The sequence below is a fragment of the Streptococcus pluranimalium genome (assembly GCF_047785705.1).
GTDB classification, from domain to species: domain Bacteria; phylum Bacillota; class Bacilli; order Lactobacillales; family Streptococcaceae; genus Streptococcus; species Streptococcus pluranimalium_A.
Window position 1 is genome coordinate 1 of sequence record NZ_JBLOJV010000015.1, and the last position, 18810, is coordinate 18810.

19 protein-coding genes are annotated in these 18810 nt (G+C 41.3%); 8 read left to right on the forward strand and 11 right to left on the reverse strand.

Annotated elements, in window-relative coordinates:
• The first annotated feature begins 118 nt into the window (after positions 1 to 118).
• Positions 119 to 1018 (forward strand): NAD(P)/FAD-dependent oxidoreductase, encoded by a 900-nt coding sequence (locus ACMZ6Z_RS05170; protein WP_416131541.1) that lies wholly within the window; start codon positions 119 to 121, stop codon positions 1016 to 1018.
• A gap of 264 nt (positions 1019 to 1282) precedes the next feature.
• On the forward strand, positions 1283 to 2032 hold the full coding sequence (gene tpiA / locus ACMZ6Z_RS05175; RefSeq protein ID WP_416131542.1) for a triose-phosphate isomerase: 750 nt from the start codon (positions 1283 to 1285) through the stop codon (positions 2030 to 2032).
• Between the two features lie 112 nt (positions 2033 to 2144).
• Here tpiA and ACMZ6Z_RS05180 read toward each other — a convergent pair whose 3' ends face one another.
• The 4 genes from ACMZ6Z_RS05180 to ACMZ6Z_RS05195 all read right to left on the reverse strand — a co-directional run bounded on the left by ACMZ6Z_RS05180 (position 2145) and on the right by ACMZ6Z_RS05195 (position 6787).
• The gene (locus ACMZ6Z_RS05180; protein WP_416131543.1) at positions 2145 to 3377 is read right to left on the reverse strand and encodes an aminoacyltransferase; all 1233 of its coding nucleotides are present in this window, start codon (positions 3375 to 3377) and stop codon (positions 2145 to 2147) included.
• Entirely contained in the window at positions 3378 to 4598 is a 1221-nt protein-coding gene (locus ACMZ6Z_RS05185) for an aminoacyltransferase (protein WP_416131544.1), read from the reverse strand. It lies immediately after the preceding gene.
• The gene (gene yidA / locus ACMZ6Z_RS05190) at positions 4598 to 5407 is read right to left on the reverse strand and encodes a sugar-phosphatase (RefSeq protein ID WP_416131545.1); all 810 of its coding nucleotides are present in this window, start codon (positions 5405 to 5407) and stop codon (positions 4598 to 4600) included. The genes ACMZ6Z_RS05185 and yidA overlap by 1 nt, the downstream gene beginning before the upstream one ends.
• A gap of 78 nt (positions 5408 to 5485) precedes the next feature.
• Positions 5486 to 6787 carry an HD domain-containing protein gene (locus tag ACMZ6Z_RS05195; protein ID WP_416131546.1) on the reverse strand — a complete coding sequence of 434 codons (1302 nt, stop codon included), beginning with the start codon at positions 6785 to 6787 and terminating at the stop codon, positions 5486 to 5488.
• A 102-nt stretch (positions 6788 to 6889) separates the two neighbouring features.
• Here ACMZ6Z_RS05195 and ACMZ6Z_RS05200 point away from each other — a divergent pair, with 102 nt between their 5' ends.
• The 3 genes from ACMZ6Z_RS05200 (at position 6890) to radC (ending at position 11211) form a co-directional block, all read left to right on the forward strand.
• A complete protein-coding gene (locus tag ACMZ6Z_RS05200; RefSeq protein WP_416131547.1) occupies positions 6890 to 7282 on the forward strand; it encodes a DUF1934 domain-containing protein in 393 nt (130 codons plus the stop codon).
• Between the two features lie 367 nt (positions 7283 to 7649).
• Positions 7650 to 10334: a cation-translocating P-type ATPase gene (locus ACMZ6Z_RS05205; protein WP_416131548.1), complete on the forward strand. Its 2685-nt coding sequence runs from the start codon at positions 7650 to 7652 to the stop codon at positions 10332 to 10334.
• Positions 10335 to 10530: 196 nt separating this feature from the next.
• Entirely contained in the window at positions 10531 to 11211 is a 681-nt protein-coding gene (radC, locus tag ACMZ6Z_RS05210) for a RadC family protein (protein ID WP_416131549.1), read from the forward strand.
• Here the strand turns inward: radC and ACMZ6Z_RS05215 are convergent.
• From ACMZ6Z_RS05215 to ACMZ6Z_RS05245, 7 genes are all read right to left on the reverse strand, one after another.
• Positions 11208 to 11906 carry a gamma-glutamyl-gamma-aminobutyrate hydrolase family protein gene (locus tag ACMZ6Z_RS05215; protein ID WP_416131550.1) on the reverse strand — a complete coding sequence of 233 codons (699 nt, stop codon included), beginning with the start codon at positions 11904 to 11906 and terminating at the stop codon, positions 11208 to 11210. The two genes, radC and ACMZ6Z_RS05215, sit on opposite strands and share 4 nt — an antisense overlap.
• A gap of 4 nt (positions 11907 to 11910) precedes the next feature.
• Entirely contained in the window at positions 11911 to 12552 is a 642-nt protein-coding gene (locus ACMZ6Z_RS05220) for a redox-sensing transcriptional repressor Rex (RefSeq protein ID WP_416131551.1), read from the reverse strand.
• Between the two features lie 323 nt (positions 12553 to 12875).
• Positions 12876 to 13088, reverse strand: coding sequence for a DUF4649 family protein (locus tag ACMZ6Z_RS05225; RefSeq protein ID WP_416131552.1), 213 nt, complete (start codon positions 13086 to 13088; stop codon positions 12876 to 12878).
• Positions 13089 to 13096: 8 nt separating this feature from the next.
• Positions 13097 to 13444: a DUF1831 domain-containing protein gene (locus ACMZ6Z_RS05230; RefSeq protein ID WP_416131553.1), complete on the reverse strand. Its 348-nt coding sequence runs from the start codon at positions 13442 to 13444 to the stop codon at positions 13097 to 13099.
• Positions 13444 to 14559: a cysteine desulfurase family protein gene (locus tag ACMZ6Z_RS05235; protein ID WP_416131554.1), complete on the reverse strand. Its 1116-nt coding sequence runs from the start codon at positions 14557 to 14559 to the stop codon at positions 13444 to 13446. Before ACMZ6Z_RS05235 ends, ACMZ6Z_RS05230 begins: the two co-directional genes overlap by 1 nt.
• A 6-nt stretch (positions 14560 to 14565) precedes the next feature.
• Positions 14566 to 15540, reverse strand: a complete 975-nt coding sequence (locus tag ACMZ6Z_RS05240) for a ribose-phosphate diphosphokinase (RefSeq protein WP_416131555.1) — start codon at positions 15538 to 15540, stop codon at positions 14566 to 14568.
• Positions 15541 to 15723: 183 nt separating this feature from the next.
• A complete protein-coding gene (locus ACMZ6Z_RS05245; protein ID WP_416131556.1) occupies positions 15724 to 16293 on the reverse strand; it encodes a CYTH domain-containing protein in 570 nt (189 codons plus the stop codon).
• 126 nt (positions 16294 to 16419) lie between these two features.
• Here ACMZ6Z_RS05245 and ACMZ6Z_RS05250 point away from each other — a divergent pair, with 126 nt between their 5' ends.
• Genes ACMZ6Z_RS05250 through ACMZ6Z_RS05260 form a run of 3 tightly spaced genes read left to right on the forward strand, consistent with a single transcriptional unit; the run spans position 16420 to position 18792 of the window.
• Positions 16420 to 17091 carry a GTP pyrophosphokinase gene (locus tag ACMZ6Z_RS05250; protein WP_416131557.1) on the forward strand — a complete coding sequence of 224 codons (672 nt, stop codon included), beginning with the start codon at positions 16420 to 16422 and terminating at the stop codon, positions 17089 to 17091.
• Positions 17066 to 17902 (forward strand): NAD kinase, encoded by an 837-nt coding sequence (locus tag ACMZ6Z_RS05255; protein ID WP_416131558.1) that lies wholly within the window; start codon positions 17066 to 17068, stop codon positions 17900 to 17902. The genes ACMZ6Z_RS05250 and ACMZ6Z_RS05255 overlap by 26 nt, the downstream gene beginning before the upstream one ends.
• Positions 17899 to 18792 (forward strand): RluA family pseudouridine synthase, encoded by an 894-nt coding sequence (locus tag ACMZ6Z_RS05260; protein WP_416131559.1) that lies wholly within the window; start codon positions 17899 to 17901, stop codon positions 18790 to 18792. The genes ACMZ6Z_RS05255 and ACMZ6Z_RS05260 overlap by 4 nt, the downstream gene beginning before the upstream one ends.
• Positions 18793 to 18810 lie beyond the last annotated feature (18 nt).

Sequence of the window (18810 nt, forward strand, 5' to 3'; positions counted from 1 at the left end):
CGGTTTCAGTATACTCTGTTATTGGGCGGTTACATCGTTCTCAGCAATCCTTTGACTTGCTGATTTTACCTTATCTGCTATAATGAATAATATTATTTAAAATTCGGAGAGTATTTTTATGTATGATGTGATTGTGATTGGTGGAGGGTCTGCTGGTTTGGCGGCTGCCTTAACTCTGGGACGGGCTTTAAAGAAGACATTGGTTCTGGATAATGAGACTAATCGTAATCGTGTCACCCAGCATTCACACGGTTTTTTGACGCAGGATGGCGTAACACCTGCTAACTTGCGTCAAAAAGCTCGTGCTGATGTCGCTAAGTACGACCATGTGTCTTTTGCTACTGAAACGGTCACATGCTTGGAGAAGGTAGACAATTGTTTTGTAGTCACGACAGACAGCGCAACTTACCAAGCCCGAAAAGTCCTCCTTACCATGGGATTTCAGGAGAAACTCCCTGACATTAAAGGAATTGAGGACGTTTATGGGAAATCTATCTTTTACTGTCCCTGGTGTGATGGTTACGAACTTAGGGATCGTCAGCTGGTGGTAGCTGTTCCTTCTGTAGTTATGGGACACATGTCAAAACTGATTCTTAATTGGTCTAAGGATATTGTCTTTTGTGCCTTGGATGGTCAAGAACCAGCTTCAGATGTTTTGGATTATTTCCGGACCAAGAATATTGGTTTAGAAACTAAGGCCATTTCAGAATTTATTCATCAGGATGGTAATCTTCTTGCTGTTCGGTTTGAGGATGGCACTGAGCTCGTTAGAAATGGTGGCTTTATCGGTATCAGTGTTGACACTCATTTTGACTTCTTAACTCCGCTAGCCTTGGAGAGGGAAGACTCTGGTAAAATTATCTGTAATGATTTTGGTGAAACGTCAGTTTCAGGTCTTTTTGTTGCCGGAGAAGCAAAAGGAGTTATGCCGACTCAGCTGATTGATGCTGCATCGGATGGTAACACTATCGCTAAGTTTGCTGCTGCTCAAATCATTGAAGAAGATGATAACCAGTAATAAAAAAGGCTAAGGGTTTCATTTTAAGAGCTAGGATTCAGCTTTTCTCACAGAGTAAATAATGTTTCAGTAAATAGGCTGGCATCATTGAAATATCATAACGATATAGTATCTTAGCAGAATCATCATCCCAAAATCTTCGAGAACTATAATCAAGTGATCATTTTTTGTGAAATGATTAGCGATATGTCTATCCTGGTTCTTTTAATCTATCAGGAGTTATGGTAAAATAGAGGTATCTAAAAAATAGAAGAGGTGTGTGTAATGTCACGTAAACCAATTATTGCCGGAAACTGGAAAATGAACAAAAACCCCCAAGAAGCTAAAGCTTTTGTCGAGGCTATTGCGGGTAAATTACCAGCAACTGATAAGGTAGAAGCAGCTATTGCAGCTCCAGCTGTTGATTTAGTTGCACTATTGGATGCCAATGTTCAAGGTCTTAAGGTCGCTGCTCAAAATGCTTACTTTGAAAATGAAGGTGCTTTCACTGGTGAAACGTCTCCAAAAGTATTGTCAGAAATGGGTGTTGATTATGTGGTTATTGGCCACTCAGAGCGCCGTGATTATTTCCACGAAACTGATGAAGACATCAACAAAAAAGCGCATGCTATCTTTAAAAATGGTATGACACCAATCATCTGCTGTGGTGAGTCTCTTGAGACTTATGAAGCAGGTGAAGCTGAAGCTTTTGTTGGTGCACAAGTTTCAGCAGCACTTAAAGACTTGTCAGCAGAGCAAGTAGCATCACTTGTAATTGCTTATGAGCCAATCTGGGCAATCGGTACTGGTAAATCAGCGACTCAAGATGACGCTAAAAAAATGTGTAAAGCTGTTCGTGACGTTGTTGCGTCAGACTTTGGACAGGATGTTGCTGATAAGGTTCGTGTTCAATACGGTGGATCTGTTAAACCTGAAAACGTAGCTTCTTATATGGCTTGTGATGATGTTGATGGTGCTCTTGTGGGTGGGGCATCCCTTGAAGCAGACAGTTTCCTTGCCTTGCTTGCATTCTAAGCTATCAATAATACATCAAAAAAACAACTTAAGCTTGAGTTGTTTTTTTGATGTCTTTAAACGAAAACCTAACAAAGCAATGGTCTGTAATGTTAAGGATTTCAGCTAAGTGTTAGTGTCGTCTGAGAAGGGTTTTTAAGAGTTGATAACACTTATGCTTTAGTGGATTTGGGTAATAGTTGAAACTACCAGGTCTTCTTTCGATATGACCATTAAAGTTTTGTTTAAAGCGTAGGATGCCATCACTGCCATCAAAGACGCCTTCGATCCCTAGAAGATTGTAGCTGGGCACACCACGTCTGATGCTTTCTGTCATGATAAATTCTTGTAGCAGTGCTGGGGCATAAAATTTATTAAACTCTGGGTAGGAGCCACTAAAGAAGTAGGTTGTTTCTTGTGGCATTAAGATAAAGAGACTGGCAGCTAATACAACGTCTTTATCCCCATACTTGTCAATAAAGCCTTTGGCTTCAGCTTTTCGAACATCAAAGGTTTCTGATTGGCTACTAAATTCCCGGTGTTGATTCTGCTTCTTATCTGAATTTGGGTTTTGTGCTAAGTCAGCTTCTAATTGAGCAATTTTAGCTTTGAGTTTATCCTGAGCTGCAATTAGGTGATTGAGATAGTCTTGAAAATTGAGAGTTGCGACCAGAAACTGGGCTTTATCTTTAAAGCTATCGTAAAGGTATTCATAGTAACTCAATGGTTTATCATCGTAATCACGACGGTCAGAAGTGGCAGCAGTTACTTCTTTAAAAATGGCTAATTCATGACGCTGTAATTGGCGTATTTCAATACCAAAGGTATTGGCTTTTTTGACCAGAGCCTTTCCTTTTTTGCTAAAACTATTTAATAGTTTCTTGGGGTCAATTGCTTCTAACGATTTGACATAATGCCAATCACTACTTTTAAACCCAGTTGTGAGTCCTTGAAAATGATAACCTGCTTCTTCAAAAACATGGACTAATGCTTTATTTTCAGGAGAAATACTTTGACCATTATCATTATAATCTTGATAGCTTTCATAAGGTTTAATAGATAATGTTATTGTTTGATATTGTTTAACCATTTGTTTTAAAGCTATTAGGAATGGTTTAAGATAGGAGATATCCGAAAAGACAGGACCGTAATGTATTTCTGAGTGCATCCCCCCTGCAACAGGGGTACTGTACAAAATACCTGCTACCTGAAGCGTTTTAGTATCATCATAGTAGCCCAGAGGAAGAACCTGGTAGCCTCGTTTTTCCAAAAGAGCTCCCATTTCAGAGGATTGCTCAAAACTGCGATGCTGTGCCTGGTTAACAAAGTGATCAAAAGTGTCCCAAGTGAGTATTTCGAGAGGCATTTAGTGGAGACTCCTTACTGTTTTACGTATTGCGTAGGCTGCGTTGGCCAAGCGATAGAGTAGTGGACTGACAGGAATATTAAATTCACCAATAAATTCTTCAATCATGGGATTGAATTTTGATTTGAATTGGTACAAACCGCCGTCTAGCTGATTTTCAACCCCTCCTAAATTTTGCCAATGAGCTCCTTTTTCAAAAGCATGCATTGCTGTCTCAAACCAGGTGATGAGGGGGGCATTGTACTGTCTATAGGCTTCGTCCATGCCGGCATAAATGTTTTCAGAAGTAGTGCCAAAGTGGATGGATAAGGTTGCTGCTAATGGGACATTCTCTTGTCCCTCATTAAGTTTTTCCTTAAAGAAAGCGATATCTTTTTGATGACGCTTGATATCATTCTCTGTTGCTTTGACCTTATTTTGACGTGTTTCTGAAGTGAAAGTTTTTTGGAATGCCAAAGCATCTTCAAGGCCTTTTTCAGCTATGTCTAGACGTTCTTTGAGATTGATCTTTGCCATGGTAATAAAAGCATTGTCACCATAAGTGTTTAGCAGTTTTTCATAGTAATCTTGTCCACGTAAATGGATGTTTTTGCGATTTTCTGTTTTTTTCATCAGTTTCGTAAAATCATCGACCAAGTCTATGTGACCAAAACTAATCGTAAGACCTTTGTTACGTGATGCTCTAATCATTTGTTGGCATTTTTTGGGGAGAGCTGCTTCTGAGAAACCTTCTGCATAGATAGTGGCTTGAAACCGTGGTTGGATATTCTGTGCTAGATCCTTTGTTTCTCCTGTCCAAGTAGCACCAGCATTGATCAGGTTTTGGATAGCGGACTGTCCAAATAGCTGCTTGCGTGGTTGCTCATCTATCGAATGATTGGCTAAGACAATAAAGGGATCACATTTGATGAAAATAGCTTTTTTGGATTTACCGTAGGTCTTTAAACTATCTATCACAAAATGCAGCAAGGCTTTATTACTGTAGTCCATGATAGGCCCACGAGGGATATAAATCATGGTAAAGCCAAGAGGGAGGGGTTGTATCAAGACAGAGGCAACAGCGACTAACTGCCCATTGTCGTAGAAACCAAGGCGGTCATTGCCCCAACTGTCCTTGATTTTAGCCCATGAGCTGGATTGTAAGAGATTGGTCAGAGGGTGATTGATGACAAAGTCATCATGTTCCTTGGCAGAGATACCAATGGTTAGGGAGTAGTTCATTAGCTTAGCACCCACTCTCTAATGGCATGTGCAACACCAGAGTTGTCATTGGATTTGGTGATGTGTTTAGCCATTTTTTTAAGCTCTGGAATGCCGTTTTCCATGACGACTGGCGTACCAACAACTTCAAGCATGGCACGGTCGTTTTCTTCGTCTCCGATAGCCATGGTCTCTTCCATAGAGATGCCTAGTTCTTTAGCTAAGGCTTTGATGGCATTACCCTTGCTAACGTTTTTGTCAACAATTTCAAGGTAGAAGGGTTTTGACTTGACTAGCATGAAACGATTGGCAAAGTCCTCAGGAATATTTGCCATCGCTGCGTCCAGAACTTCTGGCTCATCAATAAACATGATTTTAACAATCTCTTTGTCAATCATTTCTTCAGGAGTACGGTAATAAACAGGCATATCTACTAGGGTTGCTTCGTGAATGGTATACTTCCCAATATCGCGATTGGCTGTGTAGATACCATCTTTAGTAATAGCGTGCATATGAACACCTAGCTTTCGAGCCATGAGCTCAATATCAAGATAGTCCTCGTAAGATAAGGGAACTTTAACCATATCAGTTCCCGTATCTGTCTCTTGAACCAGGCCACCGTTAAAAGTGATGACGTAATCACCTTTGTCACGAAGGTTTAAATCCTCAAGGATCCTCGTAACACCAGCAATGGGACGACCTGTTGTGATAATGATTTTCACACCAGCAGCCTTGGCTTCTTGAATAGCCTCAAAAACATCTGGAGTGATTTCTCTGTTAGTGGTTAATAAAGTGCCATCAATATCAATGGCAACTAATTTGATAGACATGATTGTCTCCTTTTTAGTAACAAGTGTTTCCTATCTAGTTTACTAAAAAACTGCCATTTTGTCATGGCAGAGCTTGGGTTATAAAGGGGGAGTCAGATGACCGTTTTTGATATACTGCTGGAAGGCTAGCTTATCTTGCGCAAATAAATCATCCGTCTTTAGCATTTCTTTGGGGAAGTAAAAACGTCTATCACCGTGGATGTTGCCAGATAAGGCAGCGACTAAAGGTGATAGGGATGATAATTCTTTGGTAGTACCGTCTTTTTCAACGATGTCGATTTGTGTGCGGGGCTTGTTGCTTTTGGGTCTATAGACATCGTAGGGAAGGTCGAGATTGATATGAATCCCTGTATAATAGTCAGGATCAAATCCGGTCTGTCTCACCAATGCTATCAGGTCAGTTAGTTGCGACTGATTGTCCTCATCAAAGCTGATAGAGGTTAGGAGTTGTCGGTTGACAAAGCGACTAGCTAAGTCTTTGAGAATCTTATCTTCACTAGCCATCCAGTTTTGAAAATAAGTATCCATAACCCCATCATCCAAGGCCAGGTAGTTGTCTAAGTTAGAGGTCTTATCAAAAAACGGCACTAGATTAGGTGAGCTTTGTTGAAAATAGCTAGGATGGGTCTGGTAGAGGTATTGGGCTCGTTTGAGTAGATTTTGCAGGAGGACTTCCATGGCCCGACTGGCTGGGTGGAAGTAGACTTGCATGTACATCTGATAGCGACCAATGAGGTAGTCTTCGACAGCGTGCATGCCATTTTTGGCAAAAGCAATGCCGTTTTCAAGAGGTTGGATCACTCGTAAAATCCGTGTTAAGTCAAACTGTCCATAAGAAGTTCCTGTATAGTAGGAGTCTCTGAGCAGGTAGTCCATGCGATCACAGTCCATTTGACTCGAAATAAGCTGGATGACTTGCTTGTTGGGGTAGCTATGGTTGATGACACTAGCGACTTTTTCTGGAAAATCCTGTGAGACTTGACGCAGAATGGCATTGATTTCGGTTTCTGGGCTGGTGATGATTTCCTGAGTATAGGCCTCGTGGTCAGTCCCAAAGAGTAATTCAAAAGTGTGGGAGTAAGCGCCATGTCCAATATCGTGAAGCAGTCCAGCTACCATGGTAATCAGTGATTCGTCAGGATCCCAAAGATGAGAGTATTGCTCCTCAAAGATAGCCGTCATCTGGCGGGCAATTTCATAAACGCCAAGACAGTGTGAAAAACGATGGTGAGAAGCCCCATGAAAGGTATAGGAGGTTGTTGGGACTTGCTTGATACGTCGTAGGCGTTGAAATTCCTTGGCATCAATTAGTTGGGCAATAATAGGCTCTTTGACATGGATATAATTGTGGATAGGATCACGAAATACGTTTTCTTTCATGGGATAACCTTTCTAATAGAAGGAGATAGCTTTATTATAGCAAAAATTGAAGAAATCCTCCTAAATTGATATAATGATGACACTAAATTAAAGGATATAGCTATGAAAATCATCATTGATAATAAAGTTATCATGGATCAAGATATTGATATGATCCATGAAGAAGCACAGGGAGACTATAAGGAGAAAGGCGATTTTTCCTACCTGGTCTATACCAATTCGGAAAAAGAGCGTCTTGTCCTCAAGTTTAATGACGTCTCATTAAGCGTAACGCGCTTTGGCACACCACAAACGACCATGCTATTTAAAAAAGATGCCTTTGCGGCAGCACAAATTCCTTCCCCGTTAGGTCTTCAACGTCTGGTCACCAAGACGACTCATTTTAAACTACAAAAGCAGGCCAGAGAGTTGACCCTTCATTACCAACTTTTATCCCATCCAGAAGCTGAAACGGCCCTAGCCGGTTATCAAATGCGATTGAGATGGCTGGATTGAGGTACTTTTGACCATAACGATGTCATGGAGCCATCATTGAAAAAGCTATCAAAAAGAATCACTGAAATAAGGTTGCCAGAAGTTAATGTCATGATCTCTAAAGAGGCTTTTGAGAGCGCTTTGTCATGATATGAGCTAGTAATGTCAGGTTCATTGTCATTTAACTTGAGTCAATCCATTGTTTTTGTTATAATGTTAGCCATCAAGGGAGTAGCCGACGATTCTTATTTTACTGATGTGAGATAGTACAATCGTGATTATGCCGTCATTTCGAAACCATTGTTTCCGGCATCGTCTTAATTTGCGAGACTTGTTTTAACATTAAACAGGTCTTTTTCTATCGTAAAAAGACCAAGGAGGAGAAAAAGTGTCAAAAGAACAAAAACGCCAAGCCTTTTACACGCAATCTGAAGAGTCAGTTCTTTCAACTCTTGAGACCAGTAAAAAAGGCTTAACCAGTGCTCAAGCAACAGAGCGCTTATCGGATTACGGTCGTAATGAGCTTGAAGAGGGGGATAAGAAGTCCCTTTTCCAAAAATTCTTGGACCAATTCAAGGATTTGATGATTATTATTTTGTTGGTTGCCGCAGCTCTTTCTGTCATTACAGAAGGCATGCACGGTTTGACGGATGCCCTAATCATCTTATTAGTAGTGGTGCTTAATGCAGCCTTTGGTGTCTATCAAGAAGGCCAAGCAGAGGCTGCCATCGAGGCGTTAAAATCCATGTCTAGTCCCTTAGCTAGGGTTCGCCGTGATGACCATGTTAAAGAAGTTGACTCAAAAGAACTCGTTCCAGGAGATGTCGTCTTACTTGAGGCAGGTGACGTGGTTCCTGCTGATATGCGTTTACTTGAAGCAAGCTCTTTAAAAATCGAAGAAGCTGCTCTAACCGGTGAGTCTGTTCCAGTTGAGAAAGACCTGATGGTGAGTCTCGCAGAGGATGCTGGGATTGGTGATCGTGTTAATATGGCCTATCAAAATTCTAATGTCACTTACGGTCGTGGTCTTGGTGTCGTGACCAATACAGGTATGTATACCGAGGTTGGTCATATCGCAAACATGCTAAAAAACGCTGATGAGACTGATACGCCACTCAAGCAGAATCTCAATCAACTATCCAAACTATTGACCATTGGTGTTTTAGTGATCGCAGCCGTTACGTTTGGTGTGGGAGTTTTTCTTCGGGGGGAAAGTCCTCTTGAAGGCCTTATGATTGCAGTTGCACTTGCAGTTGCCGCTATTCCGGAAGGACTGCCAGCTATTGTGACAGTTGTCTTGTCACTTGGAACACAAGTATTGGCCAAGCGTAATGCCATCATTCGTCAATTACCAGCTGTGGAAACCCTAGGTTCGACAGAAATTATCGCTTCTGATAAAACAGGTACCTTGACCATGAATCAGATGACGGTTGAGAAGATCTATACTAACGGTCTTCTTCAAGACGCTAATGATGACTTAGACCATTCTAATATGACACTTCGTGTGATGACCTTTGCTAATGACACGAAAATCGATGAAACAGGTAAGTTAATTGGTGATCCTACTGAGACAGCTCTTATTCAATTTGGTTTAGACCATCAGTTTGATCTTCGTGATCGTTTAAAAGCAGAGCCACGTGTCGCAGAATTACCATTTGATTCAGACCGTAAGCTCATGTCTACAATCCATCAGTTGGCGACTAATCAGTACCTTGTGGCTGTTAAAGGAGCTCCCGACCAGTTGCTCAAGCGAGTAACAAAAATCGAAGAAAACGGTCAGATTCGTGCCATTTCAGCGGCTGATAAAGAAGCCATTCTATCAACCAATAAATCATTGGCTAAACAAGCCTTGCGTGTCCTTATGATGGCCTACAAATACGAAAGTAGCCTTCCTGTTATGGATACCAATATCGTTGAGAATGACTTAGTCTTTGCAGGCTTGGTTGGTATGATTGACCCAGAGCGACCAGAAGCAGCTCAAGCTGTCAAAGTTGCTAAAGAAGCGGGTATCCGTCCTATCATGATTACTGGTGACCATCAAGACACCGCAGAAGCTATTGCCAAACGTCTGGGTATCATTGATCCAACAGATACAGAAGACCACGTCTTCACCGGTGCCGAGCTAAATGAGTTATCTGATGAAGCGTTTCAGGCTGTTTTCAAGCAGTATTCAGTCTATGCGCGTGTGTCTCCAGAGCATAAGGTTCGTATCGTTAAGGCTTGGCAAAATGAAGGCAAGGTTGTAGCCATGACTGGAGATGGTGTTAATGATGCGCCGTCACTCAAGACCGCTGACATTGGTATTGGTATGGGGATTACTGGTACGGAAGTATCCAAAGGAGCATCTGATATGGTGCTTGCTGATGATAACTTTGCAACCATTATCGTCGCTGTAGAAGAAGGACGTAAAGTCTTCTCTAACATTCAAAAAACCATCCAATATTTGTTATCGGCTAACATTGCTGAAGTATTAACCATTTTCTTAGCAACTCTATTTGGTTGGGATGTTTTAGAGCCTGTTCACCTACTTTGGATTAATTTAGTCACTGATACCCTACCAGCTATCGCTCTTGGTGTTGAACCAGCTGAACCTGGTGTCATGACGAACAAACCTCGTGGACGTCAGTCAAGTTTCTTTGATGGCGGTGTCCTTGGTTCAATTATTTATCAAGGACCATTGCAGGCAGCTCTTGTTCTTGGCGTATATGGTTATGCCTTGAAATTCCCTGAGCACACAACTTATAGAGACATCCATTCAGCTGCACTTACCATGGCTTATGTCACCCTCGGCTTAATCCAACTTGTCCATGCGTATAACGTCAAATCAGTTTACCAATCCGTATTCCAAGTAGGACTTTTTAAAAATCGCTTGTTTAATTGGTCAATCCCAATAGCTTTCATCTTGCTGATGTCGACAGTTGTCATACCAGGATTTAACACCTTTTTCCATGTGACTTATTTATCAGCCACCCAGTGGCTCGTGGTTGTTATCGGAAGCCTTATTACCTTGCTTGTGGTTGAACTTGTCAAAGCCGTTCAACGGGCACTTGGTATGGACAAAAATGCTATTTAAGATCAAAAACAATCCTTAAATCTGATTCCTCAAAGTTTGGGACACTTTCTGTCCCAAGCTTTTTTATATTCATCTGCTATTGAAGCTACTTTTCAATTAAAATCTAACGAATAACGCTTAAATGCTATTTTTTTCTGATGTTTTACTATTTTTTTCGAATAGATAGATAAGAGACTAAATAGATGAGGAAAAGACGATGTATCAAATCACCCTAGCCAAGGAGGCTTTAAAGCCTAGAGAACGCTTAATTCAGTTGGGGGCAGAAAAGCTCAGTAACCAAGAATTATTAGCCATTTTATTAAGAACAGGTACTAAAAAAGAGCCAGTGATGGCTCTCTCTCAAACGATTTTATCAGGAATGGATAGTCTAGCAGATTTTCAAGACCTATCCTTACAAGAGTTGCAGGCCATTCCTGGTATTGGAAAGGCTAAATCAACCGAACTTAAAGCCATGCTGGAGTTATCCAAAAGAATTCATGCGTCAGAAAGAAATCAGTCTGAAAAAATCATGGGCAGTCAGCAGGTTGCCAAGAAGATGATGCTAGAGCTTGGTAGGCAAAAGCAGGAGCATCTGGTTGTACTTTATCTTGACACGCAGAATCGTGTGATTGAGCAGCGTACGATTTTTATTGGAACGGTAAGAAGATCAGTGGCTGAACCTCGTGAAATCCTTTATTACGCTTGTAAAAATATGGCAACGTCATTGATTTTAGTGCACAATCACCCTTCTGGTACTGTTGATCCTAGTGAAAATGACCTGCGATTTACTGAAAAATTAAAACGCTGTTGTGATGATATGGGAGTCGTATTACTAGATCATTTGATTATTGGGCGAAGGGATTATTACAGTTTTCGTGAAGAATCGGATGTTCTCTAAAGCTCTCTAACAACGAAATCAAAAAGTTTTTGATCAATCGGTCTGCTATCAATCAACAACTCTGGATGCCACTGAACGCCTAAATAAGCAATACCAGAGTCTTTAAATTGGATAGCCTCAATAGTCCCATCCTTAGGATCTCTGGCGATTACCTCTAGCTCATCAGCCAAACGATCGATACTTTGATGATGAAAGGAGTTAATCTTATTTTGACGACCATAAATAAGCCCAAGAGGAGAGTCGTGCTTGATCAGTATTTCTTGGGTTAAAGAGTCAGCAGACTCCTCCTGCCAGTGATGGTAAATAGCTTGATGTAAACTACCTCCTAGAGCAACATTCATCAACTGAGTCCCACGACAAATAGTGAAGATTGGTTTGTTGCGTTTGAGGCATTCTGCCAGTAAGGCTAGCTCAAAGAGATCACGCTCTTCAAAAAAGTGATCCTCATTTTGAGCATGGTTTTCTTGTCCATAGAGTGCAGGGTTGACATTTTGACCACCTGGCAATATGATTTTATCTACCATGGAAACATACTGTCGTGCGGTGTCATTATCAGCTATTGGTAGCACCAAAGGCAGACCACCTGCCCTTTCAACGCCTTGGATAAATCCATGTGAGACATAGTCTCTTAGAAGACCATTTTCAGGGTCAAGACGACGATTGCCAGCTATTCCTATAATCGGCTTTTTACTCATAGGCTTAATCTTGCTTTTGGTTCATGAAGTAAAGAAGTGTTTGTAATTCACTGGTTAAGTCAACATATTGCACAACCACTTCTTTTGGAACACAGAGATGAACTGGTGAAAAACTCAAAATTCCCTTAATTCCCGCTTCAACTAATTGATCAGCAACTTCTTGAGCTTGTAAACTTGGGACAGTTAGGATAGCTGTTTCAATATCTGTTTTGGCTAATTTGTCTTTGATGGATGAAATACCATAAATAGGGATGCCATCTTGTGAGGTTGTACCGACAATATCATTGTCATCACGGTCAAAGGCTAGTGCAATTTGCATTTTATTACGCTCATGAAAGCGATAGTGCATCAGAGCACGTCCAAGATTACCAACCCCAACAAGGGCGACATTGGTAGTTGAGTGATCATCAAGAATATCGGCAAAGAAATTCATCAACTTTTTAACATCGTAGCCAAATCCACGACGACCTAACTCACCAAAGTGCGAGAAATCACGGCGAACAGTGGCAGAGTCAATTCCCATGGCATCTGCGATTTGTTTCGAACTGGCTTTTTCAATTTTATCATTGTTAAAACGCTTAAAAATACGGTAATACAGCGATAAGCGTTTTGCTGTTGCTTTTGGAATGATTTTGTCAACAGGCATAGCGAACTCCTTTTTTAAAAATTTGTTTTCATCAGTGGTAAAAAGCATCATTATGAGGATGCTTACGTCATTATTTTAAAAAAACTTTGTGAAAAATGCAACTTTAATGCCTCTTAACAAGGCAAGTTAAGAACCATTTTGTGATGGTTAAGTTATATAGCACCATCATAAAGAGAGGTTGGGACAAAAAGTCCTGACCTCTCGGTGGTTATTGAAGTGTTACTGAAAGACAGTGTGGCTGAGAGACCCAAGCACAGTAGTAGCTGAAGTTTTAGAAACTCTATATTAGGCTTTGTTTATTGAGGGTTTTCTTGATAGGTAGGTTAAGCTAGATTTTCATTTTCTAACGCGTAAAAAAGGTCACCAAAAGTTCCCTTATAATCAATGACCTGATCCTTGTAGAGGACTTTGGTGACTTTATAATGATCAGCGATGCCAATCATACAGGCCATTTGAGCTTGGCGATAGGCATCATAATCCTCATAGCGAATGTCTTTTTCTTGTTTAGCATCATTAAGATAAGTTATGGTTAGCATATGTTCCCCTATTGTTCTGTTTTGGTAAAGACATGACGTTCTACAAGACTATCCATTAGAAAATAGAATTTATCTTGAAGGATTTTGTGATCTTGTGACTTAAAGATATTGACCAGTCTTAGGCCTGATTTGTCGGTAATATTCAGTTTAAAGCCTGTCAGGTCTTTGTGAATGATTATTTTTAAGAGAAAGCCCACACCAGAGTTTGGGACTTCTTCTAACATACGGCTAAGCTCAAAGTGACCAGCCTTATTTTCTGAAAAGGTTAAATCTTTGAGAGCGTATTTTTTGATGTTGGGGTCAATTGCATAAGTGTATTGACAATCTTTCAGTGAGATGGATGATTCAAAAGCCATTAGTGATCTCCTAATAATGAATGTAATAAGTGAGCTAGTCCGATAACTTCTTCTTCGGTGTTTAATGCTGAAAAGCTGATGCGGATTGATTCTTGAAGTTTTGGAGATGTATCTCCAAATTTGGCTGCTAAAACATGACTGGGATCTACGGTACCTGCGGTACAGGCAGAACCTGTCGACACGCAATAACCGTTTAAGTCAAGCTGTGTTAGCAAAACGCTATTATTGGCACCAGGGAAGCCGATATTAAGGATATGTGGCAGAGCCAAGTCATTGGTGTTTACATAGTAATCAAGGGTGCCTAGGGCTTTAAGAAAGGTCTTTTTTAAGGCCTTAATCTTGAGCCAGTTCTTGTCAAGGTTTTGATGACTATCTACGAGAGCCGTGGTCATACCAGCAATACCGATGAGGTTTTCAGTGCTAGCGCGATGTTTATTTTCTTGTTGACCACCATGTAGTAAGGCATCAAACGTCTTTTGATGGTAGAGTAGTCCCACACCCTTTGGTCCATGACATTTATGGGCTGAGATAGACATAAAATCAAGGCCAAGTTTTTCTGGTTCAAGAAGGATTTTACCAGCGACTTGAACAGCATCGACGTGAAAAGCAGCAGGGTGTTCTTTTAATAAAGCGCCAATTTCCGTGATGGGAAGGAGGTCACCTGTTTCATTGTTGGCATACATGAGGCTAACGAGGATGGTATCAGGCCGAAGGGCATTACTGATGTCCTCAGGGCGAATGACTCCCTTGACTGGCTTGATATAGGTGATGTCAAAGCCAAAACGCTTCTCTAAGTAACTCAAGCTATCAAGGACAGAATGATGCTCAATGGCAGAGGTGATAAGATGCTTTCCTTGATGTTGATGAGCTAGAGAGTAGCCCTTCAAGACAGTGTTGTTACTTTCAGTAGCACTAGAGGTAAAGGTGATTTGATTGGGCGAGGTGTTTAAGAGAGAGGCTATTGTTTGGCGACATTCTCTTAGGACTTGGCTAGCTAGTCGTCCTTGGGCATGGATGCTGGATGGGTTAGCTAATTGAAGCCGCATGGTTTTGGTCATTTCTGCCATCACAGACTCTGTTAAGGGAGTTGTGGCGGCGTTATCCAAATAAATCAAAATGGTTTATTCCTCGTCTTGATGAAATGTAAAGAGTGGGCTAAGTGGTTGTCTTTCTTGGATACGGACAATAGCGTCTGCAAAGAGATCACTGGCTGTGATGTATTTGGCATTGCTAGGGATGCGTTCCTTGGATAAAACGGAGTCGGTCAACAGGATTTCCTTGATTGGAGCGGCTTCTAAGATATCAGCCGCGCCACCTGCAAAGAGTCCATGGCTGGAAACGGCGTAAATCTCAGTAGCGCCTCCTCGCTCAACAATCTTACTGGCTTCAGCAACTGTTTTTCCAGTATTAAGGATATCATCAATCAAGATGGCTTTTTTACCGGCAACATCGCCAATGATATAGCCTTCTTCTCGGTGGCTATCGTCTTCTTGAGCATAATCAATAATCGCTATGGGAGCATCTAGGTATTCAGCTAAGCTACGCGCACGCTTGATACCAGAATTTTTGGGGCTAACAACGACAACATCTTGTCCTGATAGGCCTTTGTTGATATAATGCTCGGCAAATAATGGTGTCGTAAAAAGATTGTCAACAGGAATATTAAAGAAACCTTGTACTTGAACGGCATGAAGGTCAAGGGTTACTAGCCGATCAGCACCCGCCTTGACCAACATGTTGGCCACGAGTTTTGCGGTGATGGGTTCGCGTGATACGGCAACGCGGTCCTGGCGTGAATAACCAAAATAAGGCATAACGACAGTGATAGAGTTGGCACTGGCACGCTTACAGGCATCGATCATAATCAGTAATTCCCATAGGTTATCATTGACTGGAAAGCTGGTTGATTGGATGATGTAAATGTCGTCACCACGAACACTTTCGCCAATGTTAATCATGATTTCGCCATCAGAGAATTGACGTGACGATACTTTTCCAAGAGGGATTCCAGAGGATGCGGCGATTTTTTCAGCGATTTTATGGTTTGAGGTTAATGAAAATAACTTCATCTGAGGACTAGTGTTGGTTGGTGCCATGACAAAATGCTCCTTTAAGATTGATTACTTTCTATTTTACCAAAAAAATAAGAAAAAGACAGAGATACTAATCTAGTAAGACCAGACAAATGCGTCTTTTGAGGTCAAAAAAGAAACAATCCTTGTGAGACGAGGATTGTTTCAATAACCATTTTGATTATTAGCCTGGATTTAGCCGTAGTGCTACTTATTTTTCAGGGTTGCGCCAAATCTTGCCACCTTGCTTTTGGCGTATTTAAAGCTAATGTGATGCTTGCTGAGATAGGCCTCAAAATCTTTTTGACCTTGCTCCAAATCGGTGACCTCAAGTTCTAACTCATAGTCAATACGATCGGAGTAGTGATTTTTATCCAGAGCAAGCAGACCAATGGGGAGGCGTGTCTCACGGCGGACCGTTGTCAAATGCCCTAAAACAGCAAGGTCATCAAGTGAAATGCCATTTTCGCACAATAAGGTCTTGATCTTACCGTCTGGAAAGTTGCCAGTGGTCATGATGTCACGGGCTTCTTCTTTGCTCAAAGAAAGGTCATATTCTCTAATGCCGACAGGTTCAGGGATTTTCAGGGTTAATTCTGCTGATTTGTCGAAAGTACGAATCCGAAGAGATAGCTTTTTAGCTCGCATCGCACCATCTGGCGTATCAAAGTAGTAGTTGGTCTGAGTTACCGGAGCAACATGCGACAAGAGGCTCTGCAGATGGTTGAATTCTGCTTTGTTGAGCATGGTTTTAAATTCGATTTCAAGATTGCTCATGGTAGATGCTATTTCCTTTGTTATCCGAAGATTGTGGTATAATACTATTAGGTTTATTTTATACAAAAATCCATGCTTTTACAAGGCATTTGTGAAAAGACCATGGGTTTAGAAGAGGAGTCATCAATGACAATTGACTGGGAAGACTTTTTAGACCCTTATATCCAAGCTGTTGGCGAATTGAAGATTAAGCTAAGGGGAATCCGAAAGCAATACCGTAAGCAAAATAAATATTCTCCGATTGAGTTTGTGACTGGTCGGGTCAAGTCAGTAGAGAGCATCAAAGAAAAAATGAGACGTCATGGTGTTTTAGAAGCTGATTTGGCTAAAGGCATTCCAGACATAGCGGGTTTACGAGTGATGGTTCAGTTTGTTGATGACATCGATGAGGTTATTAGGCTACTAAAGGGTCGCAACGACTTGACAATCGTTCAAGAGCGAGATTATATCCGAAACATGAAGTCAAGCGGTTATCGCTCTTACCATGTGATTGTTGCCTATCCTGTTGAGACGATTGACGGACAAAAAACAATTTTAGCCGAAATTCAAATTAGAACCTTGGCCATGAATTTTTGGGCAACGATTGAGCATTCTTTGAATTACAAATATCGAGGGGATTTTCCTGATGCCATCAAGCAACGCTTGGAGGTAACTGCCAAGATCGCCCTGGAGTTAGATGAGGAAATGCGCAAGATTAAAGAAGATATTCAAGAAGCACAACTGCTTTTTGATCCAGCAAGTAGAAGTTTAAGTGACGGTGTAGGAAATAGTGATGACACAGACGAATATTACAGGTAAACCCATGAGAGTTGCCATTATTGCTAATGGCAAGTACCAGAGCAGACGAATTGCAGGAACGATTTTTAAGATTTTACGTGATGATCCTGATTTTTATTTAAGCAAACAAAATCCAGATGTGGTTATCACCATCGGTGGAGACGGGATGCTTTTATCTGCTTTTCACATGTACGAAAAAGAGCTAGATACTGTGCGTTTTGTTGGCATTCACACAGGACATTTGGGCTTTTACACGGACTATCGTGATTTTGAAGTGGACAAGCTGATTGCTAATTTACGACACGACAAGGGAGATAGCATTGCTTACCCTATTCTTAAGGTTAAGGTCACGCTAGACGATGGGCGTGTCTATCGCGCCAGGGCTCTCAACGAAGCAACGGTCAAACGCATTGAGAAAACAATGGTTGCTGATGTCATGATTAATCAGGTTAAGTTTGAGCGTTTTCGTGGCGATGGTATCGTCGTGTCAACACCAACAGGCAGTACCGCCTACAACAAATCACTTGGTGGTGCTGTTCTTCACCCAACTATCGAGGCACTACAAATGACGGAGATTTCAAGCATCAATAACCGGGTCTTTCGTACCTTGGGGTCCTCTGTCATCATCCCCAAAGATGATCGTATCGTCCTAGTGCCCAAGCGTCTAGGCACTTACACACTCTCTGTTGACAATAAGACTTACCATCATAAAAACGTTGCCAAGGTTGAATTTTACATCTCCAATCATAAGATTCATTTTGTCTCAACACCTAGTCATACCAGCTTTTGGGCAAGGGTAAAAGATGCCTTCGTTGGAGATTTGGATTCATGAGGTTTACCTTTGTCGCTCACAGGCCAGGCAAGATCAAGTCTTTGTTGAAAGAACATGATATTTCAAAAGGCCTTTTGGCGAAGATCAAATTTAAAGGTGGCAATATCTGGGTCAATGATATTCCCCAAAATGCCGTTTATGTCGTAGACATTGGTGATGTGATTAGTATTGATATTCCAGATGAGTTACCTTATGACAAGTTAGCGCCTATAAAGCACCCTTTGCGCATTGTTTCTGAGGATGATCACTTTTTGGTGCTTGATAAACCATCTGGCTTTGCTAGTATTCCTAGTGTGAATCATTCCAACACCATGGCAAATTTTGTTAAAGGATATGTCATGGCAAAAGGTTACCCCAATCGTCAAGTCCATATTGTGACTCGTCTAGACCGTGACACCACTGGACTCATGCTTTTTGCCAAACATGGCTATGCCCATGCTAGGCTTGATAAGCAGTTGCAGAAAAAAACGATTGAAAAACGTTACTACGCTCTGGTGGCTGGTGATGGTCAGCTAGAGACAAAGGGGGAGATTATTGCGCCTATTGCGCGTGATGTTGACTCCATCATTACGAGGCGTGTTCATCACTCTGGCAAGTATGCCCACACGGCTTATGAGCTCATAGCTTCTTATGGAAATGTTCATCTTGTTGATATTCGACTGCATACAGGAAGAACCCATCAGATTCGAGTGCATTTTGCCCACATTGGTTTTCCTTTGCTTGGTGATGACTTGTATGGTGGTCGCATGGACCTAGGCATCAAGCGACAGGCCCTTCACTGCCATACCTTGTCTTTCTATGATCCCTTCAAGAAAGAGCAGGTGACGCATGAACTTGGCTTGACAAATGATTTTGATAAGGTTATTATGGCTTTAGAACACTATAAATAAAGAAAAGATAGGAGAAAA